We start from the raw sequence: 25587 nt of genomic DNA, 5'->3' as shown, positions 1-25587 counted from the left end.
AGGCCGCCGCCCTCCGTTGCCGTCGGGAAGCGATCATGGTCCGGCGGAAAACCAGTTACTTTACATCGTTAGATTTATCGTCGATGATGAATCGTCGCCGCGGTTGTCGGCGGCGAACCGGCAACAGACCGGGCCCCGAGGAGCGAAACAACGTGGAAGGCAGCATCCCCCCTGTCCATGCCGACGGTTCGGCCGCCGACTATGTCATCGTTGGCGCCGGCAGCGCCGGCGCGGTCCTGGCGGCACGCCTCAGCGAGGACGCCGGCACCCGCGTCATCCTGATCGAAGCCGGCGGCGAAGCGAGATCGCCGCTCGTGCAGCTGCCGGTCGGTTTCGCCCGACTGGTCGGCCATCCTGCATATGACTGGCGCTACCCGCAGGCGCCGGACCCTTCGATCGATGGGCGCCGCTTCGTCTGGTCGGCCGGCAAGCTGCTCGGCGGCGGCAGCTCGATCAACGGTCAGGTCTACGTCCGCGGCACGCGTCGCGACTACGACCGCTGGGCCGAAGCCGGCGCGCGCGGCTGGGATTACGAAGGCGTGCACCGCTACTTCCTCAAGTCCGAAGACTGGACCGGCGCGCCGCACGCGGAACATCGGCAAGGCGGCCCGCTGACGGTATCGCCGATGCGCGGGCCACATCCGCTGTGCGCCGATTTTCTCGACGCCTGCCGCGAGAGCGCCCTGCCCCGTCTCGACGATCGCGTCGGCGGCCATCTCGAAGGCGCGTTCCTGACTCTCGCCACGCAGCGTGACGGCTGGCGTTGCAGCACCGAAAAAGCCTTTCTGCGCCCGGCGCGCCGGCGCGCCAACCTCACCGTGCTGACCGGCAGTGAGGTCCGCTCGATCGCCTTCGACGGTCTGCGCGCCGTCGGCGTCGATGTCGTGCGCGACGGCAAGGCATTGCGCGTCAGCGCGCGCCGCGAGGTGATCGTTTCGGCCGGCACCATCGGCAGCGCCGCGCTGCTGATGCGCTCCGGCCTGGGCCCCGGCGAGCTTCTGCAAGCCAGCGGCATCGCGACACGCGTCGATCTGCGCGGCGTCGGGGCCAATCTGCAGGAGCATCCCGGCGTCGGCCAGAACAAGTTCATCAACGTGCCGAGCCTGAACGCGCAGATGAACGCGCTCGGCGGCCTGCGCATGGCGCTCGAATTCGCGTTCGGCCGGCGCGGCGCGCTCGGCGCGCCGGCGGTACAGGCCATGGCGCTGGCGCGTACGCGCGACGACCTCGCCGAACCCGACGTGCAGCTGCACTTCCTGCCGCTGGCCTATGACATCGAGCCCGATACCGTGTCGACCGCGAGCGCCGCCATGCCCAAAGAGCCGACGATGACGATCCTGGCGACGCTGTGCCAGCCGCACAGCCGCGGCCGCGTCGAACTCGATGCCGCGCAACAGCCGCGCATCGTGCACCGCTTCTTCGGCGACGAGCGTGATCTGCGGACGATGGTCGCGGCACAGAAGCTCATCGCCCGCCTGTTCGGCATGCCGTCGCTCGCTCGCCGCGTGGTCGCCGATCGCCGGCCGCAAACGCCGCCGCCCGACGACGCGGCCTGGATCCGGTACATCCGCGCCAAGGCGGCGCCGGCCTATCACCCGGTCGGAACCTGCCGCATGGGCGGCGACGCCGACGCCGTCACCACGCCGGAGCTGCGCGTGCGCGGTGTCGAAGCGCTGCGCGTCGTCGATGCCTCGGTGATGCCGACCATCCCCAGCGTCAATACCAATGCGGCGACGATCATGATCGCCGAGAAAGCCGCGGACCTGATGCGCAGCGGCGCCTGAAGCGCAGCGGCAACGAGGAGGAGTTACCCATGCATTTCGCCCGCTATCTCGATTTCTGGGTCAGGCGCCGCGGCGACGCGACCGCGCTGGTCTGCGATCAGGAGCGCCTGAGCTGGAACGAACTCGACCGCGCTTCGGCCGCCGTCGCCACGCATCTCGCCGACATCGGCGTGCGTCGCGGCGATCGCGTCGGCTGTCTGCTCGGCAACAGCCTGCCGTGGTGCGTACAGTTTCTGGCGGCGATCCGTATCGGCGCGATCTTCGTGCCGCTCAATGCGATCTTCGGTCGCTTCGAGCTCGAACAGATCGCCGCCGATGCCGCGTGCCGCGCCGTGCTGTCGACGCCGGCACTGATCGCCAAACTCGGCATCGCCAGCGATGCCCCGGCCGACGAACTGCGCATCTTCGATCTCGAAAGCGGACGCTCGCAGGCCTACGCGGCGATCCTCGCCGGCGCGGCGCGCTTCGAGAATACCGTCCTGCCCGACGACGACATCCTGGCGATTTGCTACACGTCCGGCACCACCGGCGTACCCAAGGGCGCCGCACTGACGCATCGCGCCGTCGATTGCGCGATGCAGGGCCTGGTCATGAACTTCGCGCTGCGCGGCGGCGAGGAGCGCATGCTGATCCTCGCGCCGCTCGCGTTCACCGGCGGCGTCATCTCGAACCTCGCGCCATGGCTGGTCAGCGGCGGCACCGCCTGGATCGAGAAGGCGGTCGACCCGATGCGGGCCTACCACCTGCTGCGCGACGAGCGCATTACCTTCTTCGGCGGCGTGCCGGCGCTGTGGGAACGCATCGCGCAGGCGCCGGACTTCGCCGAGGCCGATCTCTCGCACCTGCGCAGCGCCTACACCGGCGGCGCTCCGGTGCCGCGACCGCTGCTCGAGCTGTTCCGCAGCAAGGGCGTGACGATCCGCCAGCAGTACGGCTTCACCGAAGGCTGCGCCGGCGTGTCGTCGCCGAGCGTCGAGGTCGCGGCGCGCTTCCCGGCCTCCTGCGGTGATGCGCTGCCGGGCATCGAGCTGCGCATCTGCGACAGCGACGGCAGGCCGGTCGCCGCCGGCGAGGTCGGCGAAGTCTTCGCACGCGGCCCGCAGCTGATGGCCGGCTACTGGAACAAGCCCGAGGAGACGCGCGCTGCATTTCACGGCGAGTGGTACAAGACCGGCGATCTCGCTCGCATCGACGAGAACGGCTGTTTCACGATCGTCGATCGCAAGAAGAACATGCTGATCTCCGGCGGCGTCAACGTGTACCCCGCCGAAGTCGAGCGTGCGATGGCGCAGATTCCCGGCGTGCTCGAATGCGTGGTGCTCGGCCTGCCGAGCGAACGCTGGGGCCAGGAAATCGCGGCGATCGTGCACGGCCCGAGCCTCGCCGATCCGGTGGCGGTGATCGAACAGGCGCGCGCCCTGCTCGGCAGTTACAAGGCGCCGAAACATCTGCGTCTCAGCCAGCAGCCGCTGCCGAAGACGGCGTCGAACAAAATCGCGCGCTCACAGCTCGTCGAGCTGTTCGCGCAGCTGTCGGCGTGAAGCCGGGAGTCGCCGCATTAGCACCCCTCTCGATATCTTGGTCGACGCCGACGTCGTCGCGCGCCTCGTCGATCATCTGCGGCACGACACGACCGATCTCGCCGCCGACGATCTGTTCGTGCCGGTCGCGCATTTCACCGACCCGGCGCGCGCGCAGGCGGAGATCGCCCTGCTCAAGCGCCTGCCGCTGTTCGTGGCGCACCGCTCGGAGCTGCCGAACGCCGGCGACTTCGTGACGCGCGAGCTGCTCGGCATGCCACTGATCGTCGCGCGGCAGAGCGACGGCGGCGTGCGCGCCTACCTCAACATGTGCCGCCACCGCGGCGGTCGCGTCGAGCCGGAAACGTCCGGCAACAAGCGTGTCTTCATGTGCCGTTACCACGGCTGGTCGTACGAGCGCGACGGCGGCGGCCTGCGCCACGTGCCGTACGAGAACTCGTTCGGCCCGATCGAGCGCGCCACGCAGGGTCTGACGCCGTTCAGGGCCGAGGAGCGCCACGGCCTGATCTATGTCGACCTGTCCAACGACGCTCGGCGCTCGCTCGCCGACTGGTTCGGCACCGACGTCGATGCGCAGATCGCGCCATGGCGGCTGCAGGATTCGCAGATCGTCATCGACAAGACCTTCACGATGGACATCAACTGGAAGCTGGTGATGGACGGCGCGATCGACATCATCCACCCGCGCTTCCTGCACCAGAACGGCGTCGGCAAGCTGATCGAGACCAACGTCGGCGTCTTCAAGGACTTCGGCCGCCACGGCAAGCACTTCGGCGCGCGCAGCAGGCTGCGCAGCATGGCCCGGGACGGTGGCGCCCTCGACGGCGGCTCGAAATACATCGGCTCCAATCTCGTGCTGTATCCGAACGCGATGATGATCGGCGCGCCGGAGCACGTGGAATTCTGGACGGTGTGGCCGGCGCTCGACAGCGCCGCTCGCTGCACCGTGCAGATCCGCTTCCTCGTACGCAGCGAGATTCTCGACGAGCACATCGAGAAGCGCGTGCACAAGAGCTGGGAGATTCTCGAACAGGCGGCGATGCAGGAAGACTGGCCGATGGAACGCTGGATCCAGCAGAACGCCGAAGCCTGGCCGCACGGCAGCTTCCGTTACGGCCGCAGCGAACTGGCCTGCGCGCACCTGCACCGCCAGCTCGCGCGCGATCTCGACGGCGCGCGCTGACCATGGCCGGCTACGACTTTCTCGCCGGCATCCGCGTGCTCGAAGTAGCGCAGCTCGGGCCTTCGAGCCTCGGCGGCTACCTCGCCGACATGGGCGCCGAGGTGGTCAAGGTCGAAGGACTCGATGGCGACCCGCTGCGCCACAGCAGCTCGCCGGCGGTCGGCAGCCCGGACGGGCCGAGCTTTCTGCATCTGCGCTGGAACCGCGGCAAGAAGAGTCTCGGCCTCGACCTGAAGACGGACGACGGCCGCGCCCTGTTCCGCCGCCTCGCCGCACGCGCCGATGTCGTCATCGAAGGCATGCGCGCCGGCGTGCTCGAGCGCCTGGGCCTCGGCGACGAGCGCCTGCGCGCCGACCATCCGCGCCTCGTGTTCTGCTCGCTGTCCGGGCTCGGCGGCGACGGCCCGTATCACACGCTGGGCTCGCACGGCCCGTCGTTCGACGCCTTCGGCGCGCTGTCCTCGCTGAATCCGTACGCATTGGAGCCGCACGAGCGCGAAGGCCGCCATCCGGTCGGCATGCATGCCATGGGTCTCTACGCGGCGCTCGGCGTGCTGTCAGCCGTCGTGCGCGCACAGCGCAGCGGCCGCGGCGCGCGGATCGAAGTCAGCGGCGCCGAGTCGGCGGCGCACTGGCTGCCGGAAGGCGTCAATGTCGAACTCAATGCCGGCCTGCTGCACGAGCGGCCGGGCTTCGCCAACGGCGCCGGCAAGATGGCCGGCTGGTCGCGGCTCTGTGCATACGCGACACAGGACGGCGGCAAGGTGTTCTTCCAGGGCTTGTCGGCGAAATTCTGGAAACGCTTCTGCACGGCGATCGGCCGCGACGATCTGCTCGACCTCGGCGCCGGCGACACGGCCGCCACCGACGACGCCATCCACCGCGAACTGAGCGCGATCTTCGCGACGCGTCCGCGCGCCGCGTGGATGCAGCTGTTCATCGAGCACGACGTGCCGGGCGGTCCTGCCAACACGCGCGCCGAACTCGCGCGCGATCCGCACTTCCTCGCGCGCGGCAATCTGTACGAGACCGAGCATCCGGGCATCGGCGTCGTGCGCCTTACCGGCACGCCGGTGAAGACGCCGGGACAGGCGTTCGCGCCGACCGCGGCGCCGGCGCAGTTCCAGCACTCCGACGACGTGCTGCGCGACTGGCTCGGCCTCGACGCGCGGGCGACGCAGCCCCTGCGCGACGGCGGCACGCTGCTCGGCCCGCGCGAACCAGACCCGCGGCGCTAGACGCGGTCGACCAGGCGCCGGCCGCGGCGCACGTGCCAGGGCCACGGCGTGCGCCGCCAGCGCGCGCGCATCAGGCGCAGGCGCTGCGACCAGCTGCCCCAGGGCACGCCTTCCCAGCTCTGCGACATCAGCACCGCGCCGCGCAGGCTGATGCGGTATTCGGTGAAGCCGTCGATCTCCTCACGCTCGAGCCATTGATCGCGCAGCATGTCCTGCAGCGCCAGCGTCAGATCGGTGCCGCGCAGGCCGGTCACCGTCCGCCATTGCCGTTCGAGATCGTCGGCGCCGAGCGGCTCGGTGCCGCCGCCGGCGATCTCGCGGAACAGGCGGATCAGCGCGTAGCGCCGCATTGCCGCGTCGACGATCATGACTGTCGCTCCATGCCACCGCGTGGGTCGCGCTCAGGCCTCGGCATCGGCCCGCTCGGTAGTGGCCTGCAGTTCGACGAGCTGGGCCAGGCGTTCGACGCTGCGCGCGCGCAGCAGATCGCGGGCGCCGATCGCCAGGCCCGCGCGTCGCGCGCGCGCGACGATCTGGAACAGCTGGATCGAATCGGCGCCGAGCGTCAGCAGATCGGTGTCGACGCCGCGCAGGCGCTCGCCGAGCACCTCGCGCCAGATGTCGAACAGCTGCTGTTCGAGCGCATTGGCCGGCGCGCGCGCCGGCGCTTCGGCGTCCTCGCGCGGCGCCAGCGGCAGCGCCATCAGGGCCTTGCGGTCGAGCTTGCCGTTCGGCGTCAGCGGCATCGCGTCGAGTGCGCACCAGCGCGTCGGCACCATGTATTCCGGCAGCAGCGTGGCGAGCAGGCTGCGCAGCACCACCGCGTCGGCGACGCCCTGCGGGCCGGGCACGTAGAAGGCGGTCAGCGCCGGCTCGCCGTCATCGTCGCGCAGCACCACCGCCGCGGCGCCGACGCCGGCGATGCGCCCGAGCACCGCCTCGATCTCGCCGAGCTCGATGCGGTAGCCGCGCAGCTTCACCTGCGTGTCGAGGCGGCCGAGCACCAGCGTCTCGCCGTCCGGCAGGCGCTGCGCGAGATCGCCGGTGCGGTAGAGGCGGCCGTTGTCGAACGGATTCGGCACGAAGCGCTCGCCGCTCAGCTGCGGACGGCGGTGATAGCCGCGCGCCACGCCGGCGCCGCCGATGTACAGCTCGCCCGGCACGCCGGCCGGCAAGACCATGCCGTGCGCGTCGAGCACGTAGAACTGCGTGTTGGCGATCGGCCGGCCGACCGTGATCGGCGCGCCGTCGGCGTGCAGCTCGACGCACGAGGACCAGATCGTCGTCTCGGTCGGGCCGTACATGTTCCACAGGCGGCCGCCGCCGGCGAGCAGGCGATCGGCCAGCTCGCGGCTCAGCGCTTCGCCGCCGCAGAGCATGCGCAGGCCCGGCCAGGAGGCGAAGCCGGCCTCGAGCAGCAGGCGCCACAGCGACGGCGTCGCCTGCATCAGCTGGGCGCCGCAATGGCGCAGGCATTCGCTCAGGCGGAAGCCGTCGGCGAGATCGTCGGCCGTCGCCACCACCGTGCAGCCGCCGACGCTCAGCGGCAGGAACAGCTCCAGCGCGGCGATGTCGAAGGCGATCGTGGTCGTCGCCAGCAGGCGCTCGCCGGCGGCAAAGCCCGGCTCGCGCGCCATCGATTCGAGCAGGTTGACCAGCGAGCGGTGCGTGATCTCGACGCCCTTCGGCGTGCCGGTGGAACCCGAGGTGTAGATGACGTAGGCGAGATCGTCGGCTTCGATGCCGACCTGCGGCGCAGTCGTCGGACCGGCGGCGAGCGCCTGCGCCTCGGCCAGCAGATCGATGGTCGGCAAGGCGGCGCAGAGGCCGTTGAGGTAGGCACCCGAGTCGGTCAGCACGGCGAGCACTTCCGCCTCCCGCGCGATCTGTTCGAGGCGCGCGACGGGATGCGAGAGATCGAGCGGCACGTACACGCAGCCGGCCTTCCAGATGCCGATCAGCAGCGCCGGCAGCCACTCGCTGCGGCGCACGGCCACGCCGACCAGCCCGCGCTGGCCGTTGAACGCGGCCTGCAGGTAGTTCGCGACACGATTGGCCTGGCGATCGAGTTCCTCGTACGACCAGACCGTGTCCGCGCAGGCCACCGCCTCGGCGTGCGGACGCTGGCGGACCTGCTCCTCGATCAGCTGGTGCGCACACAGCTCGCGCAGCGGCGTCGCGGTCGGCGCCGCGGCGGCGGCGGCGGGCGCGGCGCGCAGCCAGTCGAGGCGGCTGACCGGCTGCGCGGCATCGGCGACGATGCTTTCGAGCAGCGCCACGTAGCAGTCGAGCCAGCGGTCGATGGTGGCGGCGTCGAACAGGCCGCGGTTGTAATCGCAGTCCAGGCGCAGGCCCTGCGCCGATTCGATGACGTTGAGGAACAGGTCGAAGTTCACGTAGGCCTTCGGGTTCGGCGTCGTGCTCAGGCTCAGCGCGGCGGCCTGCGCCGCCTCGCCGAGGCGTTCGAGGTTGAACTGCACCTCGGTCAGCGGCAGGCGATCGGGCGAGCGCGGCAGGGCGAGCCTGCGCAGCAGCGTGCCGAACGTGTAGTCCTGATGATCCTGCGCGTCGAGCACGATGCGGCCGACATCGCGCAGCAGCTGCGCCGCCGGGGTATCGGCCGCCCAGCGCGCGCGCAGCGGCAGGAAGTTGACGCAGTGCCCGACCAGACCGTGCTCGCCGCTCAGCGACTGGCCCGCGGTCGGCACGCCGACCACCACGTCGTGACTGCCGGCCAGACGGCCGAGCAGGAGCTGGAAAGTCGCCAGCAGCGTGCCGAACAGCGTGCTGCCGTGGCGCGCGCCGGTCTTGCGCACGGCGTCCATCAGCGTCGCATCGAGCCGGCGCGTGCGCGTGCCGCCCTCGTACTGGCGCAGCAGCGGTCGCGGCCGGTCGAGCGGCAGATCGAGCGGCGCCGGCAGGTCGGCGTACTGGCCGAGCCACCAGGCTTCGGTCGCGGCCAGCGCCTGCGCGTCGCGCGCCGCCTCGCGGGCGACGTAGGCGGCGAACGACGGCGCCGGCGGCAGCGCGGCGCTTCCGCCCTCGCAGGCCGCGGCATAGAGCGCGCGGAACTCGTCGATCAGCACGTTGATCGACCAGCCGTCGCAGACGATGTGATGCGCGGTCAGCAGCAGGGCGTGACGCTGCGGCGCGAGACGCAGGAGCTGCGCGCGCACCGGCGGACCTTCGACCAGATCGAAAGGCGTCGCCGCATCGATGACGATCAGCGCCGCCATGCGCGAGCCGGCGTGCACGCCGTCGGCCGCGGCGAGATCGACGTACGGACAGGCCAGCGCTTCCGGCGGCGCGACGTGCTGCGACTCGCCGCTCGGCGCGAAGCGCAGGCGCAGCGCGTCGTGGCGGGCGACCAGCGTATCGAGCGCGCGCTGCACGGCGTCGCGATCGAGCTCGCCGTCGAGCTGCACGGTGACCGACTCGTTGAAGGCGCAGGACGCTTCGTCGCCGAGCTGCGCCGACAGCCAGATTTCCAGCTGGCTCTCGGTCAGCGGCAGCAGCGCGTCGCCGGCTTCGACGGCGCGCGGCGTAAAGATGCCGACCGCCGCCATCGCCGCCAGGCTGTCGCGGAACGCGTCGACGATGTGGCGCAGATCGGCATCGCTGTGCGCGGTGGTGAGGAAGCACGGGAAGCCGTCCTGCATGTTGACGCCACGCAGGCGCAGATGGTGATAGAGCAGCGGCGCCAGCGGATGCAGGCCGTGCAGGTTGAAGTAGAACAGGCTGCTGAACTGCTCGATCGCCGCCTCGACGCCGTAGCGCGCGAACAGCGCGCGCAGTTCGGCGACCAGCGCCGCGGTGCGCGCGGCCAGCGTCTCCTGCAGCTGCGGGCCTTCGCGGCGGATGCGTTCGAGCACCGCGGCGGCGGCGGCGAGCACCAGCGGATGCCGCACGAACGTGCCGGCGAAGAAGGTCACGCCGGTCTCGGGGAAGGAGTCGTCGCCGTAGCGCCAGGCGCCGCCGTCGAGCGCATCCATGAAGCGCGCCTTGCCGGCGAGAACGCCGATCGGCAGTCCGCCGCCGACCACCTTGCCGTAGGTCGCGAGGTCGGCGCGAAGGCCGATCAGGCCCTGGATGCCGGCCGGGTGCGTGCGGAAGCCGGTGACGACCTCGTCGATCACCAGTGCGGTGCCCGAGGCCTCGGTGATGCGGCGCAGCGCGCGCAGGAATTCGAAAGGCTGCAGATCCGGATGACGGCTCTGCACCGGCTCGACGACCACCGCCGCCAGCTCCTCGGCGTGATCGCGGATCCACTGCAGCGATTCCTCGCTGCCATAGTCGAGCACGACCATGTTCGACACCGCCGCCGCCGGAATGCCGCTCGCCGCCGGCAGCGGACGCGGCTCGCCGCCGGCGCGGCGCACGCCCTTGACCAGCACTTCGTCGAACTGGCCGTGGTAGTCGCCGCCGAACATCACCACGCGATCACGGCCGGTGACGGCGCGCGCCACGCGCATCGCCGCCATCACCGCTTCCGAGCCGGTATTGCAGAAGGTCACGCGCTCGCAGCCGGTCATCTCCGCGAACAGCGCCGCGACCGGACCGGCGAGCTCGGCCTGCGGACCGATCGCGAACCCCTTGTCGAGCTGCGCCTTGACGGCCTCGACCACGAAGTCCGGCGCATGGCCGAAGAAAGTCTGGCCGTAGCCGTTGACCAGGTCGATGTAGACATTGCCGTCGGCGTCCCACAGCTTCGAACCGGCCGCGCGCGTGCACACCAGCGGATAGACCAGCTCCTTCCACTCGGCGCGGAAGCCGGACGCGGCGCGTGGATCGGCGAGCACGCTGCGGTACTGCTGGGTACCGGTTTTCGACGCGGCGGCGAGCGCCGTGCAGCGCGCGACCAGCTCGTCGATGTGGCGACGCTGCGCCGGCGTGATCGTCGGTGCCGCCTGGCGCCGCGCCGGCGAATAGACCTGGAAGCGCGTGCCGCCGCTTTCGCGCTCGGCGGCCGCCGGCGCGTCCGCTGCCGGCGCGACGGCCGGCGGCGGCGCCGCGTTCGCCGGCGCTGGCGCGGCGCCGAGCGCCGCGAGCTGGCGCTCGATCAGGCCGCTCATCGCCTGCAGCTGTTCGCGGAACAGGGCTTCCATGCCGGACGGCGCGGTCGCGATGCCGGCGGGCGCCGCGGCCGGCATCGCCGGTGCCGCCGCCGGGGCCGGCGGCGCGCGCTCCGGCAGCCTGACGTTCTGCTCGATGAGCAGCGCGGCGAGCGCCGCGCGCGAGGGCCGCTCGCCGAGCAGCTGGCGGAAGGTGACGCGCACGCCGAAGCGGGCCTGCACCTTCTGCGCGAACTGCGTCAGGAACAGCGAGTCGAAACCCATTTCGAGGAAGCTGGCGTCATCGGGGAAAGCGTCGAGGCTCTGTCCGGACAGGGCTTCGAGCTGGGCACTCAGCTCGCGGATCAGCGCTTCGTCGGCGCGGGCGGCGGCGGCCGGGGGAACGGACATGTCGGAAGATTCCTCGATCGGTGAAGCGGCGGTGCTCGCGCGGCCGGCGGCCGGCGCGTCGATCCAGTGGCGACGGCGCTGGAAGGGATAGGTGGGCAGATGCACGAGCCGGCGACGCTCGCCGTGCACGGCCTGCCAGTCGGGCGCGCAGCCGGCGGCCCACAGGCCGCCGAGCGCGGCATGCAGCTGTTCGAGATCGCAGCCCTCGGCATCGGGCGCGCGCAGCGAAGGCCAGATGCGGGCGCGTTCGCGCGGCGCGCAGCGCGCGGCCAGCGTCGACAGCGTGCGGCCGGGCCCGACTTCGAGCAGCAGCAGCGGCGCGCCGTCGGCGAGCAGCGTGGCGATGCCGTCGGCGAAGCGCACCGGCTCGCGCGCGTGGCGTGCCCAGTACTCGGCCGAGGTCGCCTGTTCGTCGCTGATCCAGTCGCCGCTGACGCAGGACACGTAGCGCAGCGCCGGCGCCTGCCGCGGCCGCCCGGCGATCGCCTCGCGCAGCGGCGCGACGATCGGCTCGACGGCCGGCGAATGGAAGGCGTGCGCGGTGTGCAGGCGGCGGCAGACGATCTCGCGCGCCGTCAGCGCGGCTTCGAACGCGCTCACCGCGTCCTCGTCGCCGGCGACGACGCACAGATCGGGCGCGTTGACGGCGGCGATGCCCAGCGCCTCGGGCAGCATCGGCAGCAGCTCGGCTTCCCGTACGCGCACGGCGAGCATGGCGCCGGCCGGCATGCGCTGCATGAGCTGCGCGCGCGTGGCGACGATCGCCAGCGCATCCTCGAGCGACAGCACGCCGGCGATGGTGGCGGCGACGAACTCGCCGACGCTGTGGCCGATCATGGCGTCGGGCTGGATGCCCCAGCGCATCCACTGGCGCGCCAGCGCGTACTCGATGCTGAACAGCGCGGTCTGCGCGAACAGCGTGCCGTGCGCAGGCGCGGCGCCGGCCTCGTCGGCGTACAGCGCGGCACGCAGATCGCCGCCGATCTGCGGCGCCAGCAGTTCGGCGCAGCGATCGAGATCGGCGGCGAAGCCGGCCTGCGTCTCGTACAGCTGCCGCGCCATCTGCGCATGCTGCGCGCCCTGCCCCGGAAACATGAAGACCACGCGCGGCGTCGCAGCCGATGCCGTCGTGGCGGCGGGCGGCGCGCCGAGACGCGCGATCGCCTGCGCGTGATCGACGGCCACCACGCAAGTGCGATGCTCGAAGCGGCGGCGGCCGGTCTGCAGGGTCCAGGCGATGTCGTCGAGGCGCTGCTGCGGATGCGCCTGCAGATGCGCGGCGAGGCGCTGGCGCGCCGCGTCGAGCGCGGTCGCGCTGCGCGCCGACAGCACCAGCAGCTGCGGTGTCGCGCCGGGCGCACCGCCGCCGGCGTGCGGCGGCGCCTGCTCGAGCACGACGTGCACATTGGTGCCGCCGACGCCCAGCGAGCTGACCGCGGCGCGGCGCGGCGCCGGCGGCGTCCACTCGCGCAGGCGATCATTGACGTAGAACGGCGAGTGTTCGAGATCGAGCTGCGGATTGGCGCGGCGGAAATGCACGGTCGGCGGCAGCAGCCCCTCGCGCACGCACAGCGCCGCCTTGATCAGGCCGGCGACGCCGGCGGCGGCGTCGAGATGGCCGATGTTGCCCTTCACCGAACCGAGCGCGCAGGACGCCGGCACGAAGGTGTCGCCGGCGTAGACGCGGCGCAGCGCCGCGACTTCGATCGGATCGCCGAGCGGCGTCGCCGTGCCGTGGCATTCGATGAAGCCGATCGAGTCCGGCGCCACACCGGCGGCGGCGAGCGCCATGTCGATCGCGCCGACCTGGCCGTCGACGCTCGGCGCCGTGTAGCCGACCTTGCCGGCGCCGTCGTTGCTGATGCCGCAGCCGCGGATCACCGCGTAGATCGCATTGCCGTCGGCGAGCGCGTCGGCCAGACGCTTGAGCATCACCACGCCGGCGCCGCTGCCGAACACGGTGCCGCCGGCGTCAGCGTCGAACGGCCGGCAATGGCCGTCGACCGAACCCATGCCGCCTTCGACGTGCAGGTAGCCGCGCTGCTGCGGAAAGGTGATCGACACGCCGCCGGCCAGCGCCGCGTCGCACTGATACAGCTGCAGGCTCTGGCAGGCCTGGGCGACGGCCAGGAGCGAGGTCGAGCAGGCGCTCTGCACGGTAAAGCTCGGGCCGCGCAGATCGAGCTTGTACGACACGCGCGTGGCGAGGAATTCGCGGCCGGCGCCGAGCAGCGTCGGATAGCCGCCGAGCTGGAAGTTGCTGGTGAATGCCTCCAGCGCCGCGCGATCGCGGCAGACGTGCTGGAGGAAGTAGGTGTTCATGCTGCAGCCGGCGAACACGCCGATCGCGCCGCGCTCGCGCGACGGATCGCAGCCGCCGTCCTCGAGCGCCTCCCAGGCGCATTCGAGGAACACGCGGTGCTGCGGATCGGTCAGCTCGGCCTCGCGCGCGTACATGCCGAAGAACTCGGCGTCGAACTGCCCGGCGCCGTCGAGCACGCCATGCGCGGCGACGAAGTTCGGCGCCCGGCGCACGTCGTCGGCGAAGCTGTCCTGCAGTTCGGCGGCGCTGAACTGCGAGATCGACTCGACGCCTTCAAGCAACTGCCGCCAGAAGGTCGCGATATCGCCGGCTCCGGGAAAGCGCCCGGCCATGCCGACGATCGCGATCTCGTCTCCAAGGCTGCCGTCGGCCGGCGCTGCCATCCTGTCCATGTCCCTGCCCGTGTTGCGCTTCGATGCATGTGATGCTCGCCGCCACGGCCGCTGCCGTCTGTTCGACGCCACACCGATGGCGCGGACGCACCGCCCGCGCCGGGGCCTGAACCGATCCCGGACCGACAGGCCCTAGAACATGGCCTCCGTCGCTGACGGCATCGCCAGCGTGCGATCGTGCAGTTCGCGCGACCAGCGGTAGCAGGCGCAGGCGCGCGCTTCGAGGCCGGCGCGATCGACGATCTGCACGACGCCGCGGCTGTAGCGGATCAGGCCGCGATCGCGCAGACGCGCCGCCGCCAGCGAGATGCCGGTGCGCTGCACGCCGAGCATGTCGGCGAGCGTCTGGTGCTTGAGGCGGAAGATGTCGCCGGTGCAACGGTCGTGCGTCGCCAGCAGCCAGCGCGCCAGCCGTTCCTCGACGCTGTGCACGCTGGTGCAGGCGACCACCTGCGCGATCTGCGTCATCAGCACGTAGAGATAGCGGCTGAAGCGGCGGCGCAGGAAGCTGCTGTCGCCGAGCAGGCGGCGCAGCTCGCGCGCCGACACCCGGTAGCTCGCGCCGCTCTGCCGCACCACGGCGCCGAGCGGCGCAAGCGGCAGATCGGTGAACAGCGGCGCGCCGAACATGCCCTCGTCGCCGACCAGGGCGACCTGCACGGCGCTGACGCCGCCCGGCGCCAGCAGGCCGAGGACGGCGCCGGCCGGCAGATGGACGTACTCGAAGACGCTGCCGTCGCCGCACAGCTGCGTGCCGGCGCGCAGCACCAGCGGTTCGATCAGCGCGCCGAGCCGACGCGCTTCCTCATCCGGCAAGTCCGCGAGCAGGCGGTTTTTCCGCAGATCCGGTCCGTTCGGACGCGGCTCCGCCACGCCGTTCGCCGCTGACGCGTCGGTCGGCGAAAGCGACGGCGACCTGCCGGACACGGCGATCGGTCGGGCTGCGCCGGTCGCCGCGGCGGCGGTCGTTGGTGGAGCGTGGCGCATCGTGTGTCGGCTCGGAGCGGTGAGCCGCAATGTCCGGCAATGCGGACGCGCCGTCCGTACGCTGCAACACGGATGGGAGAGCGTCGCTGTTCTCGGCGGCGCTGCGCAGGCGCTCGCACTCGCTGGTGACGATGCGGTAGCACTCGCAGGCCTCGTTCTCGAGCGCGCGACGGTCGAGGATGCGCACCAGGCCGCGGCTGTACTGGATGGCGCCCGCCTCGCGCAGCTTGCTGGCGGCCAGCGTCACGCTTTCGCGGCGGACGCCGAGCGCATGGCCGAGATTCTCGTGGGTGACGCGCAGCTCGTTGCCCGGCATCCGGTCGACGCCGAGCAGCAGCCAGCGGCAGAGCTGCTGGTTGAGCGAGTGATGGCGGTTGCAGGCCACGGTCTGCGCCGTCTGCACCATCAGCGCCCGCGCGCTGGCCAGCACCATGCGCTGCGCCGTCGGCGAACGCTGCAGCGCCTGCATGAAGACTTCGATCGACAGGCGGTAGGCGTGGCCTTCGCAGTGCACGACGGCGCGGCTGGTGGTGCGGTCGACGCCGAGCATGAGTTCCGAGCCGATCATGCCGTCGCAGCCGACGATCGCCATCTCGGTCGCCGCGCCGTTGGCCATGACCTGCAGCAGCGAGACCAGCGCGTCGACCGGAAAGTAGACGTAGGAGATGGTGACGCCCGCCTCGTGCAGCACCTGCCCGGCCTTGAGCTTCACCTTGGTCAGCTGCGGCGCCAGCGTGGCGACGCCGATTGCCCGCAACAGTTGCGCGAGCAGCCGATTACTGCTGGGACCGATTGCCGTCGTCATACCTACCCCCGAAGTCCATCGCCTGCACCGCGCCGCCTTGCCTGCCGGACGGCCGCACTGTGCGGCACGACCGACACCCTGAATACCCCCGCATCGCGGCGTGTCCCGGCTACGCCGCTCACGCGGCCGCCTGCGCCGGCGCGTAGCGTTCGCGCAAGGCGGCGAAGTCATAATGCCGCTGCAGCTGCGCGGTGAAATCGGCCGGCTTGACGAGCAGCACGTCGCAGGCGGCGCGGGCAAGCACCGCCTCGGAGACGCTGCCGAGCAGCAGCCGGCTGAGAATCGAGTGATAGGTCGAACCGATGACCAGCAGGTCGATCTCGTGCGCGGCCGCGAACTGCACGATCGCCGGCGCCGGCTCGCCGGCGTCGAGCCAGTGGCGACGGTCGGCGGGAATCGCATGTGCGTCGGCGTAGCGGCCGAACTTGTCGTAGGTGCTCGCACGCACGTCGTTGTACAGGCGCCGCAGGTCGACCGAAGCGCGCACCGCCAGCACCGGGCGACGGAACGGAAAGGCATGCACCAGGCGCAGATCGGCGTCGGCGAGCGTCGCCACGCGCAGCGCGGTGGCAGCCAGCGCTTCGTTGAGCGGATGCGTGACGTCGTCGGCATCGAGGCCGGGGTCCACGGCCAGCGCGATGTGGCGCGGCAGGAGCGGCGTATCGGGGCGCACGAACATCAGCGGCACCGGGCAGGTGCGCGCCAGCCGCCCGTCCAGCGCACTCGTCGGCGCACGCCGGGCGCCGCGCCGCGCCGGCCGCAGATCCTTGATGACGAAATCCGGCTCGAGCTCGAGCGCGCGCACCAGCACGGCATCGTGCGGCTCGGCGGTCCACAGCACTTCGGCTTCGACGACCATGCCCGACTCGCGGAGCGCCGCCGCCTGCGCATCGAGCGCGCGCCGATACCGCTCGACGAGCTGCGCCCTGGCCAGACGGTAGACCTCGCTGCCGGCGTTGACGCGCGCCACCTCGACCACCGGTTCGAACACGCACTGCAGCAGATACAGCTGCGCGCCGGCACGACGCGCGAGCTGCACCGCGCGGCGCAACGCGGCCGTCTGCACGTCGACGTGCTCGACGATGACCAGGACGCGCGCGATTTTCGACATGGGGCCTCTTTGCCTTGTCTCGTTGCAGGACAGTTGAACAGGCGCGGCGGCCTGCCGCCTTGACCTGGGTCAAGCCGTCCGCTCAGGTTTTTCCCGACAGGCCGGACGTGGCGGGGACCAGCAGCAGGCCATGCGGCTGTGCCGCGGCCGCCTCGAGCAGCGCGGCCGGCGCCGTCGCGGCGACGGCGAACGCGCTGCCCGGCAGGGACCGGCAGAGCGCGTCGAGAGCGGTCGCGCAGTCGCCATCACGGTGATGGCAGTGCTGCCGCGCCACCTTGCCGGCGCTGGCGCTGGCCGCGAGCAGCGCGCGGCTCTGCGAGTGAGTGTCATGATCCGTGCCGATCAGCGCGACGTGCAGCTCGGCGCCGCAAAGCTCGGCGAAGCAGCGCGCGTCCATCATCAGCCGACCGCCGGCGACGACGGCCGGCGATGCATCGCCGGCCGGCAGCAGCGCGATCAGGCGCCGCGGCAGACGGCGCACACCTTCGTCGGGCAGATAGACCGGCACGCCGCCGGCGCGCGCCAGGCGCAGCGCCGCGCGCGAGCCGGAATCGTCCGCGGCCGAGGGCGCCGGCTTCGCGCACCACGAGATCGGCCTGGCCGGCGCGCAGCGCCGCGCACCAGGCGCGCAGGCCGCCGCGTCCCCAGAGGACCTCGACGTCGACCAGCGCACCGTTGCGCCGCTCGCGGCCGGCGATGGTTTCGAGCGAACCGCGCGCCTGCGTCAGCCAGCTATCGCGCGCGGCGCGCGCGGCGCGCGAGAACAGACGCGCGGCGAAATCGATCGGCCGCGAGCGTTCGATGCGCAGCAGCCGCAGCGGGCAGCCGCCGGCGATCGCCAGCAGCGCCGCCTGATGCACGCCGGCGGCCGGCGACGCCGGCTCGGCGAGACAGACGATCCGCCGGTAAGGCTGCGCGTTCATGCGGCGGCGGCGAAATCCTAGAGCGCGTCTTCGGCGTGGTGTTTGACGTCGCCGCGGCGGATGCGCGTGTCGTCGTCGAGCTGGCGCCGCAGCGCGTCGAAAGCGTCGCGCACGGTCGCATACGCCGCGCCCTGCGTGCCTTCGTGCAACGCGTCGAGACCGCCGCCGCGGCGCGCGATGTGGATGCCGACCGTCAGCGGTTTGCCGGCGTGCTGGCGGTGCTGCGGAATGTCGATCACCACCCGGCCGCGCAGGACGTCGCCATAGCGCTCGGCGATCGCGGCGAAGTGCTCGCGCGCCAGCTGTTCGAGCGCCGCGCTGCGTTCGAGATGACGGAATTCGATGCTGAGGGGAATGCTCATGTTCGGGAGGCCCGGCGATGGAGATGGGTCGGCTGTCTCTAGGCTCGCGGCGCCGGTCGCCGGGCGCATTGATGCAGGTCAAGGCCGCCCCGGCCGGCCTGTGGCGAGATGAGAACCGCCATGCCGCGGCGCGCTGCGGCTGGTTCGCTTTCGTGCGCCCGCCAGTCCGATACGCAATGAACGCCTACGCCCGCATTCTTCTGATCGCCAAGCCGGACCTGCATCATGCGCCGGCGCTGGAGCGCGCCGTGCGGCTCGCCCGCCGCAGCGGCGCCGCGCTGCACCTGGTCGTCTTCGACCATCGCGCCACGCTCGACGTCGTCGCCCGCCTGCGCGCCGAGGACATGCGCAGCATGCGCGAGATCTTCCTGCGGCAGCGCAACGCCTGGCTGGCCGAGCAGGCCGAGGCCCTGCGCGCGCAAGGTCTGCAGGTGACGACCGAGGCGGTGTGGAGTGCGCACGCCGCCGAGGCGATCCTCGCGCAGGTCGGCGCCTGCGCCGCCGATCTGGTGGTCAAGGATGTCGAGCAGGCGCCCGGCCTGCCGCGACCGCTGATGAGCGCGCTCGACTGGCAGCTGATGCGCGAATGCCCGGTGCCGGTGATGCTGGTTCGCGACGAATGTCAGCCGCCGCGCCGCATCGTCGTCGCCGCCGACGTCCTCGCCGGCGACGGACTCAACGACAAGCTGCTGCGGCAGGCCGCCCTGCTCGCCGCCATCGACGGCGCCGAGCTGCAGCTGGCCCACGTGTTCGACGCGATGGCGCCGTCGGCGGCGCCGGCCGCGGATGCCCTGCTGCCGCCGGGCATCTACGAAGCCATGCGGCGCACGCACGAAGAAGCCTTCGCCGCCTTCGCCGCGCGCCACGGCCTGCCCGCCGCGCAGCGGCATTTCCTGGTCGGGCCGACGGCGCCGGCGCTCGCCCACTTCGCCGCCGAGATCGGCGCCGAGCTGCTGGTGCTCGGCGCGAGCTATCGCCGCCGGCCCGGACGCATCGTCATCGGCGGCACCACGGCACGCCTGCTCGACGCGCTGCCGTGCAGCGTGCTGGTCGTCAAGTCCGACGGTGCGGCGAAGACGCTGGCCGCACGCATCGCGACGCCGCCGGCGCCGCCCGGCGGCGACACGCCATGGACGCGCGCCGCGTGAGCGGCACGCGCCGGCGCGCGGCGCCACGGTGAGCACGACGGCGCCGGACACGTCGCGCGGACGCGGACTCGGCGCCGCCGAAGCCGCACGGCGTCTGGCGGCCGACGGACCCAACGAACTCGAACGGCGACAGCGGCGCAGCGCCCTGCGCATCGCCGCCGAAGTGCTGCGCGAACCGATGTTCCGCCTGCTGCTGGCGGCCGGCGTCATCTATCTCGCGCTCGGCGATCACGGCGAGGCGCTGCTGCTGCTGTGCTTCGCCGGCATGTCGGTCGCCATCGGCATCTGGCAGAGCGTGCGCGGCGAGCGCGCGCTGGAAGCGCTGCGCGAACTGGGCAGCCCGCGCGCGCAGGTGATCCGCGATGGACGGCTGCAGCGCATCCCCGGCCGCGACCTGGTGTGCGGCGACCTCGTCGTGCTCAGCGAGGGCGATCGCGTGCCGGCCGACCTGCGTCTGCTCGGCGCGCGCGATCTGCAGGCCGACGAATCGCTGCTGACCGGCGAATCGCTGCCGGCGTCGAAGTCGGCCGACGCCGTGCGCGATGCCGACGCGTCGCTGACACCGGCCGATCAGGTCTATGCCGGCACTCTGGTGGTGCGCGGTGACGGCACCGGACTCGTCTGCGCGACCGGTCCGCGCAGCGAGATCGGCAAGATCGGCCGCCTGCTGCAGGCAATCGAGGAGCCGCCCTCGCCGCTGCAGCGGCAGATCCGCCGCCTGGTGCGCGTGGTCGGCAGCGTCGGCCTCGCGGTCAGCCTGCTGGTTGTGCTCATTCATGGCCTGTGGCGCGACGGCTGGCTGGCCGGTCTGCTGGCCGGCATCGCGCTGGCCATGGCGATGCTGCCGGAGGAGTTTCCGCTGGTGCTCAGTGTGTTCCAGACACTGGGCGCGCGGCGTCTCGCGCAGCTCAAGGTGCTGACGCGACGGGCAAGCGCGATCGAAGCGCTCGGCGCGACCACCGTGCTGTGCACCGACAAGACCGGCACGCTGACCTGCAACCGCATGCGGCTCGTCGCCCTCGCCGCGCCCGGTCGCGCGGCCGGCGGCATCGACGATGCGGCGTCGCCCGAACGGCTGGCGATGCTGACGCTCGCGCAGCACGCCAGCAAGCCGGAGGCGGTCGATCCGATGGATCGCGCGCTGCTCGACGCGGCGCGCGGCGCCGGCCTGATGCCACCGGACGTCACGCGCATCGCCCGTGAATACGGCTTTCGCGCCGACCTGCCGGCCTACGCGCTGCTGTGGCGCGACGCCGGGCGTCAGGCGCTGCGCTTCGCCGCGAAAGGCGCGCCGGAAACCATCGCCGCGCTGTGCGGTCTCGACGCGACGGCGCTCGCCGCGCTGCGCGCCGGCGTCGCCGACCTGGCCGCGCGCGGCATCCGCGTGCTGGCACTCGCCGACGGCGACTGGCCGGCCGATCGCGCGCCGCCGGCCACGCTCGACGCCGCGCCGCTGCGCTACCGCGGCCTCATCGGCTTCGCCGATCCGCTGCGTCCCGGCGTCGTCGCGTCGATCGCCGAATGCCGCGCCGCCGGCGTGCGCGTGGTGATGGTCACCGGCGATCATCCCCTGACCGCGAGTGCCATCGCCCGCCAGGCAGGGCTGGCGACCGACGCCGCGCCGCTGCTCGGCACCGAGCTCGCGGCCCTCGACGACGACGCCATGCGCATGCGCCTGCGCGGCGCCGCCGTGTGCGCGCGCATCCCGCCGCAGCTGAAGCTGCGCATCGTCGAGGCGCTGAAGCGCGACGGCGAAGTCGTGGCGATGACCGGCGACGGCGTCAACGACGCGCCGTCGCTGCGGGCCGCGCACATCGGCGTCGCCATGGGCGGCCGCGGCAGCGACGTGGCGCGCGAAGCGGCCGCGCTGGTGCTGCTCGACGACGACTTCAGCTCGCTGGTCGCGGCGCTGCGCCAGGGCCGGCGCATCAACGACAACCTGCGCAAGGCGCTCGTCTATATCGTCGCCGTGCACATCCCGGTGGCCGGACTGTCGCTGCTGCCGCTGCTGCTCGGCTGGCCGCTGATCCTGACGCCGGTGCACATCGTCCTGCTCGAACTGCTGATCGATCCGGTGTGCTCGATCGCCTTCGAAGCGGAAGCCGCGGAGCCGGACCTCATGCGCCGCCCGCCGCGCGCGGCGGGCGAAGCGCTGCTGCCCAACCGCATGCTGGCCTGGGCGGCGCTGCAGGGCTTCGCCTCGCTGGCCATGGTGAGCGCGCTCTACCTGCACGCCGCCGGGCTCGGCGCCGACGCGCAGGCGCAGCGCACGCTCGCCTTCACCGGCCTGCTGCTCGGCAATGTCGTGCTGATCTTCGTCAACCGCTCGTTCGCCGCCGGCCTGCGCGGCATGGGTCGGCCGCGCAATCGCACGCTGTGGTGGGTGCTCGCGCTCGCCCTGCTGATGCTGACGCTGAGCCAGCTGATCGCGCCGCTGCGCCGGCTGCTCGGCCTCGGCACGCTGCCGCCGGCGGCGCTGGCGACGGTTCTCGCCGCCAGCCTCACCCTGCTCCTGTTGCTCGACCTGGCGAAGCGCGGCATCGCGCCGCGCGCGCCGCGCCTACGCTGCGCGCTCCACTGAAGCGGCCGTCGCGCCGGTCTTGCGCAGGCGTGCCACGAAGTCATCGAGCTTGGCGAAATCGCCGGCCTGGATCTCGCGGTCGAGCATCATCAGCGTCGCCTCCGGCGTGCAGTCGCTGAGGCTCGCCATGTCGCCGAGCGCGTGGGCGCCGTCGCGTCCGCAGCAGCAGAAGAAGGCGACGCGCGGCAGCTCCTCCATCGTCTCCGACAGGTAGCTGCGCACCGGGCTGGCGATATGGTTGGCCCATACCGGGCCGCCGACGATCACGCGCTCGTAGGCATGCGGCGAGTGCATCGGCGAAACGATGCCCGGCTCGCGGCCGAGCCAGGCGTCGATGACGCAGCGCGCCATGCCGAGCGGACCGCGGCGGCGATGCAGTTCCACGATCTCCTCGAGATCGGCGTCGAGCCCGGCGGCGAGGCGCTCGGCCACCTGCCGCGAGCAACCGCTGTGCGAGTAGTAGACGACCAGATTCTGTTTCACATGCGCTGCCGTCGATCGCCGGTCCGGCGGACTGTGGCCGAGCCTGCCGCCGACCGGCGCGGCACGCATTGATCGCCGTCAATCCGGCGCCGCGGCAAGGGCCGCGCCTCGGCCGCCGCGCGCGCGGCGCGCGGCCGGCCTTGATCATCGTCAATGCACGGGCGGCGGCGGCTGCGCAGGCTTGCATCAATGCCGCGCCACAGACCCACCGCGCGCACCGGAGACCCATGAACACCGAAACCGCCGCCGCGCCGCGCGTCGCCGACAACGAACCGATTCCGTCCGTCGACCGCGCCTGGCTGGAAATGGATACCGACCGCTCGCCGATGGTGATCTGCGCCATCCTCGAGCTCGACGGCGTCGACGATGTCGATGCCCTGCGCCGCGAGATGTTCGAGCGCCTGCTGCGCCACCCGCGCTTCGCGCAATGCCCGGACCACGCGCGCAAGCCCTCGGCCTGGCAGCGGGCGCTGCGCGTCGACCCGCTCGACCACATCAGCGTGCGCAAGGTCGAGGAACATGCGCTGGCCGACGCGGTCGCCGCCGAAATGCGCCGTCATCTCGACCGCACGCGGCCGCTGTGGCACGTCAGCCTGCTGAGCACCACGCCGCGCCGCGTCACGGCGCTGTTCCGCGCGCACCATGCGATGGGCGGCGGCATCGGCCTGATGCAGCTGCTGCTCGGCCTGCACGACGGCGCCGCGCTGCCGGGCGTGCCCGCCGAGCTGCCGCGGCGCGGCCCGCTCGCCCGCTGGATCGGGCGCCTGGAAGCGCTCGACGCGTCGCTGAGCCGCCTCGGGAAATTCATCGCGCGCGGCAGCGAGGAGCCGCTCGGACTGGTCCGGCAGTCGCTGCAACTCGGACGCGACACCGCCGCGCTGGTCGCCCTGCTCGGCAGCAGCCGGCAGCAGCCGACGGCCTTCGGCAGCAGCCTGTCGGGCCGCCGCGCGGTCGCCTGGAGTCACGACCTGCCGAGCGTGGCCGCCATCAAGGACGCCGCGCACGCCTATGGCTGCAAGCACAACGACATCATGCTCGCCGCGCTGAGCGGCGCCTTCTCGCACTACATGCAGCGCCACGACGGCGTGACGCCGAAGCCCGATCAGGAGCTGCGCATCGCCGTGCCGATCAATCTGCGCAAATCGTCCGACGCCTCGCTGAGCAATCGCTTCGGCCTCGGCCTCGTCGATCTGCCGATCGGGCTCGCCGATGCGCACGAACGGCTCGAAGCCGTCGCCGACCGCATGCGGCGGCTCAAGGATTCGCGGCAGGCGCACGCCGTGTTCGTCGGCCTGGCCATCGCCGGCGAACTGCCGGGCCGCGTCGAGCGCGCGCTGGTCGGCCGCATCGGCCGCCAGGCCAGCGCCGTCGTTTCCAACCTGCCCGGCCCGGAGCACGCGCTGCGCTTCGCCGGCGCGCACATCCGCAACATCGTCTTCTGGCCGCCGCAGAGCGGCGGCATCGGCATCGGCATCAGCCTGCTCAGCTACGCCGGCCATACCAGCATCGGCATCTCCAGCGACATCGCCGTGATGCGTTCGCCGCGCCTGCTGCTCGACGCCTTCGCGGCCGAGCTGCAGGAGCTGGTCAGCCATGCCGGCGCCGGTGCCGCGGGCCCGCGCCGGCGCCGTGCCGTCACACGACGCGCGCACGCCGGAGCCGCCGCGCGGGCGGCGGCGGAATGAATTCGCGCCGCGATCCGCCGCACCGTCCGCCGGCCGATGCCGGGCGCGCCTTCGGCGCCGGCGGCGGGCGCCAGGCCCGCGCGCGCGCCTAGGCCGGCGCGGCGACCACGCGATCGCGGCCGGCGCGCTTGGCCGCGTACAGGGCCTGGTCCGCGCGCTTGAGCAAGTCCTGCGGGCCGCTGCCCGTCGCCGGCCTGTCGGTGGCGTGGCCGGCGCTGACCGTCACGACCGCCGCGCAGGTCGAGGCGAGATGCGGGATGCGCTCGGCGGCGACGGCGGCGCGCAGTTCCTCGGCAAAGTCCGGCACCGCGTCCGCCTCGATCGCCGGAATCAGGCAGACGAACTCCTCGCCGCCGTAGCGGGCCACCAGGTCGCGCGGCCGGCGCATCCGCGCCAGCAAGGCCTGCGCGACGCGCCGCAGGCAGTCGTCGCCGGCCTGATGGCCGTAGCAGTCGTTGAACTGCTTGAAGCAATCGACGTCGAGCATCACCAGCGCCAGCGTTTCGCCGGCGCGCGCGCAGATGCGGTATTCGCTGGCCAGGGCTGCCTCGAAGCGGCGCCGGTTGGCGAGACCGGTCAGACCATCGACGAACGCCAGATTGCGCAGCTGATCGGCCTGCGACTTCAGGGTTAGATGCGTCCGCACGCGGGCGCGCACCACGGCCGGATTGACCGGCTTGCTGATGAAGTCCACGGCGCCGGCTTCGAGTCCGCGCGTTTCGTCCTCGGCGGTGTCCGAGCCGGTGACGAAGATCACCGGAATCTCGCGCGTCAGCGGATCGGCCTTCAGACGCCGGCAGACTTCGTAACCGTCGAGGTCCGGCATCGCCACATCGAGCAGGACCAGGTCCGGCGCCGCGCGACGGCAGAGCTCGACGGCCTGCGCGCCGCCGGTCGCCATCAGCACCTCGTGGTCGGCGCCGAATATTTCGTAGAGCACGCGGATGTTCGTCGGCTGATCGTCGACGACCAGCAGGCAGGGCCTTTCGCGCGTCATGCCTGCGCGCAGCCGGCCAGGGCTTCGCAGAGCTCGCCCGCCGCCGCGAAGTCGAGACCGTCCATGGCGCGCGCCAGCGCCGACGCGCGCCCGGCATCGAGGCGCTGCAGGGCCTCGCGCAGGCTGTCGTGCAGCGCCACGGCCTTCATGTTGCGCTCGGCGAGCAGGGCCGCGAGGTCATCGAGCCCCGCCCTGACGTCGACCGTCGCCGCGTCGCCCTGCGGCGATCCGTCGGCGGCGAGCCGCGTCGCCTGCTCGGCGAGCTGCGCGCGCGCCGCCTGCAGCGTCGCGGCGAAACGCCGCAGGCGCGCATCGAGCCGCTCGGCGTGGCGGCCGGCCTCGATGTCGCGCTGCAGCTCGGCGGCCGCCTGCGCGAGCGCCGTCGCGCCGAGAGTGGCCGCCACGCCCTTGAGCATGTGCAGCAAGGCTGCCGCGGCGCGCGTGTCGCCTTCGGCGAGCTGCGCGCGCAGGCGTTCGGCGATGTCGGCGTAGGTGTGCACGAACGCGTTCGCCTCGCGCACGAACAGCCGGCGATTGCCGCCGAGCCGCGCCAGCGCCTGCGCCAGATCGCCGGCCGCGCGT

At 72.2% G+C, this 25587-nt stretch carries 18 protein-coding genes and 1 pseudogene; 7 read left to right on the top strand and 12 right to left on the bottom strand.

The genetic code is table 11. From position 1 onward, the window contains the following. Positions 1-152 precede the first annotated feature (152 nt). Genes K344_RS0104160 through K344_RS20140 form a run of 4 tightly spaced genes read left to right on the top strand, consistent with a single transcriptional unit; the run spans position 153 to position 5746 of the window. Complete coding sequence (locus tag K344_RS0104160; RefSeq protein ID WP_169729235.1) at positions 153-1784, top strand: GMC family oxidoreductase; 1632 nt, start codon at positions 153-155, stop codon at positions 1782-1784. Positions 1785-1813: 29 nt separating this feature from the next. Further along, a complete protein-coding gene (locus tag K344_RS20150; protein WP_051361868.1) occupies positions 1814-3325 on the top strand; it encodes a class I adenylate-forming enzyme family protein in 1512 nt (503 codons plus the stop codon). A 37-nt stretch (positions 3326-3362) separates the two neighbouring features. Then, complete coding sequence (locus K344_RS22820) at positions 3363-4508, top strand: aromatic ring-hydroxylating oxygenase subunit alpha (protein WP_051361867.1); 1146 nt, start codon at positions 3363-3365, stop codon at positions 4506-4508. Positions 4509-4510: 2 nt separating this feature from the next. Beyond that, positions 4511-5746 carry a CaiB/BaiF CoA transferase family protein gene (locus K344_RS20140; protein WP_051361866.1) on the top strand — a complete coding sequence of 412 codons (1236 nt, stop codon included), beginning with the start codon at positions 4511-4513 and terminating at the stop codon, positions 5744-5746. Here K344_RS20140 and K344_RS0104140 read toward each other — a convergent pair. The 8 genes from K344_RS0104140 to K344_RS0104105 all read right to left on the bottom strand — a co-directional run bounded on the left by K344_RS0104140 (position 5743) and on the right by K344_RS0104105 (position 18111). After that, a complete protein-coding gene (locus tag K344_RS0104140) occupies positions 5743-6114 on the bottom strand; it encodes a hypothetical protein (protein WP_028079602.1) in 372 nt (123 codons plus the stop codon). The genes K344_RS20140 and K344_RS0104140 overlap by 4 nt on opposite strands. 33 nt (positions 6115-6147) lie before the next feature. Then, positions 6148-13923: a hybrid non-ribosomal peptide synthetase/type I polyketide synthase gene (locus K344_RS20135; RefSeq protein WP_084196959.1), complete on the bottom strand. Its 7776-nt coding sequence runs from the start codon at positions 13921-13923 to the stop codon at positions 6148-6150. 132 nt (positions 13924-14055) lie between these two features. Further along, complete coding sequence (locus K344_RS0104130; protein ID WP_157622749.1) at positions 14056-14739, bottom strand: Crp/Fnr family transcriptional regulator; 684 nt, start codon at positions 14737-14739, stop codon at positions 14056-14058. Next, a complete protein-coding gene (locus K344_RS20130) occupies positions 14729-15715 on the bottom strand; it encodes a Crp/Fnr family transcriptional regulator (protein ID WP_084196955.1) in 987 nt (328 codons plus the stop codon). Before K344_RS20130 ends, K344_RS0104130 begins: the two co-directional genes overlap by 11 nt. A gap of 118 nt (positions 15716-15833) precedes the next feature. Then, positions 15834-16826 (bottom strand): universal stress protein, encoded by a 993-nt coding sequence (locus tag K344_RS0104120; protein ID WP_028079600.1) that lies wholly within the window; start codon positions 16824-16826, stop codon positions 15834-15836. Positions 16827-16908: 82 nt separating this feature from the next. Next, the gene (locus K344_RS23815) at positions 16909-17226 is read right to left on the bottom strand and encodes a hypothetical protein (protein ID WP_157622748.1); all 318 of its coding nucleotides are present in this window, start codon (positions 17224-17226) and stop codon (positions 16909-16911) included. Beyond that, positions 17153-17749: a hypothetical protein gene (locus K344_RS23810; protein WP_157622747.1), complete on the bottom strand. Its 597-nt coding sequence runs from the start codon at positions 17747-17749 to the stop codon at positions 17153-17155. The genes K344_RS23815 and K344_RS23810 overlap by 74 nt, the downstream gene beginning before the upstream one ends. A gap of 17 nt (positions 17750-17766) precedes the next feature. Continuing rightward, positions 17767-18111: an HPF/RaiA family ribosome-associated protein gene (locus K344_RS0104105; RefSeq protein ID WP_028079598.1), complete on the bottom strand. Its 345-nt coding sequence runs from the start codon at positions 18109-18111 to the stop codon at positions 17767-17769. A 176-nt stretch (positions 18112-18287) separates the two neighbouring features. Here K344_RS0104105 and K344_RS20120 point away from each other — a divergent pair, with 176 nt between their 5' ends. Together K344_RS20120 and K344_RS0104095 are read left to right on the top strand one after the other, a co-directional pair. Beyond that, the gene (locus K344_RS20120) at positions 18288-19259 is read left to right on the top strand and encodes a universal stress protein (protein WP_169729233.1); all 972 of its coding nucleotides are present in this window, start codon (positions 18288-18290) and stop codon (positions 19257-19259) included. Between the two features lie 28 nt (positions 19260-19287). Beyond that, a complete protein-coding gene (locus K344_RS0104095) occupies positions 19288-21840 on the top strand; it encodes a cation-translocating P-type ATPase (RefSeq protein ID WP_028079597.1) in 2553 nt (850 codons plus the stop codon). On the opposite strand, the gene K344_RS20115 is transcribed toward K344_RS0104095, so the two are convergent. After that, positions 21820-22323: a flavodoxin family protein gene (locus K344_RS20115; RefSeq protein WP_157622746.1), complete on the bottom strand. Its 504-nt coding sequence runs from the start codon at positions 22321-22323 to the stop codon at positions 21820-21822. The genes K344_RS0104095 and K344_RS20115 overlap by 21 nt on opposite strands. A gap of 227 nt (positions 22324-22550) precedes the next feature. On the opposite strand from K344_RS20115, the gene K344_RS0104085 reads away from it, so the two are divergent. Further along, complete coding sequence (locus K344_RS0104085) at positions 22551-24008, top strand: WS/DGAT domain-containing protein (protein ID WP_157622745.1); 1458 nt, start codon at positions 22551-22553, stop codon at positions 24006-24008. 88 nt (positions 24009-24096) lie between these two features. Here the strand turns inward: K344_RS0104085 and K344_RS0104075 are convergent, their stop codons facing one another. From K344_RS0104075 to K344_RS24895, 3 genes and pseudogenes are all read right to left on the bottom strand, one after another. After that, a complete protein-coding gene (locus tag K344_RS0104075) occupies positions 24097-25005 on the bottom strand; it encodes a diguanylate cyclase (protein WP_043113695.1) in 909 nt (302 codons plus the stop codon). After that, complete coding sequence (locus tag K344_RS24275) at positions 25002-25154, bottom strand: hypothetical protein (RefSeq protein ID WP_169729225.1); 153 nt, start codon at positions 25152-25154, stop codon at positions 25002-25004. The genes K344_RS0104075 and K344_RS24275 overlap by 4 nt, the downstream gene beginning before the upstream one ends. 180 nt (positions 25155-25334) lie before the next feature. Then, positions 25335-25505 (bottom strand): annotated as a pseudogene (locus K344_RS24895) (Hpt domain-containing protein); the annotation flags it as partial. Positions 25506-25587 lie beyond the last annotated feature (82 nt).

The sequence above is a fragment of the Solimonas soli DSM 21787 genome, from assembly GCF_000474945.1.
GTDB classification, from domain to species: domain Bacteria; phylum Pseudomonadota; class Gammaproteobacteria; order Nevskiales; family Nevskiaceae; genus Solimonas; species Solimonas soli.
The sequence above is the reverse complement of the archived record's forward strand: the minus strand, read 5'-3'. Positions and strand labels throughout refer to the sequence as shown.

Bases quoted from the DNA above. Each gene is read 5' to 3' on its own strand.
- K344_RS20150 (WP_051361868.1), top strand. From the start codon at position 1,814: ATGCATTTCGCCCGCTATCTCGATTTCTGGGTCAGGCGCCGCGGCGAC.
- K344_RS20140 (WP_051361866.1), top strand. From the start codon at position 4,511: ATGGCCGGCTACGACTTTCTCGCCGGCATCCGCGTGCTCGAAGTAGCG.
- K344_RS0104140 (WP_028079602.1), bottom strand. From the start codon at position 6,114: ATGATCGTCGACGCGGCAATGCGGCGCTACGCGCTGATCCGCCTGTTC.
- K344_RS20135 (WP_084196959.1), bottom strand. From the start codon at position 13,923: ATGGACAGGATGGCAGCGCCGGCCGACGGCAGCCTTGGAGACGAGATC.
- K344_RS20130 (WP_084196955.1), bottom strand. From the start codon at position 15,715: ATGACGACGGCAATCGGTCCCAGCAGTAATCGGCTGCTCGCGCAACTG.
- K344_RS0104120 (WP_028079600.1), bottom strand. From the start codon at position 16,826: ATGTCGAAAATCGCGCGCGTCCTGGTCATCGTCGAGCACGTCGACGTG.
- K344_RS23815 (WP_157622748.1), bottom strand. From the start codon at position 17,226: ATGATGGACGCGCGCTGCTTCGCCGAGCTTTGCGGCGCCGAGCTGCAC.
- K344_RS23810 (WP_157622747.1), bottom strand. From the start codon at position 17,749: ATGAACGCGCAGCCTTACCGGCGGATCGTCTGTCTCGCCGAGCCGGCG.
- K344_RS0104105 (WP_028079598.1), bottom strand. From the start codon at position 18,111: ATGAGCATTCCCCTCAGCATCGAATTCCGTCATCTCGAACGCAGCGCG.
- K344_RS20120 (WP_169729233.1), top strand. From the start codon at position 18,288: ATGAACGCCTACGCCCGCATTCTTCTGATCGCCAAGCCGGACCTGCAT.
- K344_RS0104085 (WP_157622745.1), top strand. From the start codon at position 22,551: ATGAACACCGAAACCGCCGCCGCGCCGCGCGTCGCCGACAACGAACCG.
- K344_RS0104075 (WP_043113695.1), bottom strand. From the start codon at position 25,005: ATGACGCGCGAAAGGCCCTGCCTGCTGGTCGTCGACGATCAGCCGACG.
- K344_RS24275 (WP_169729225.1), bottom strand. From the start codon at position 25,154: ATGAAGGCCGTGGCGCTGCACGACAGCCTGCGCGAGGCCCTGCAGCGC.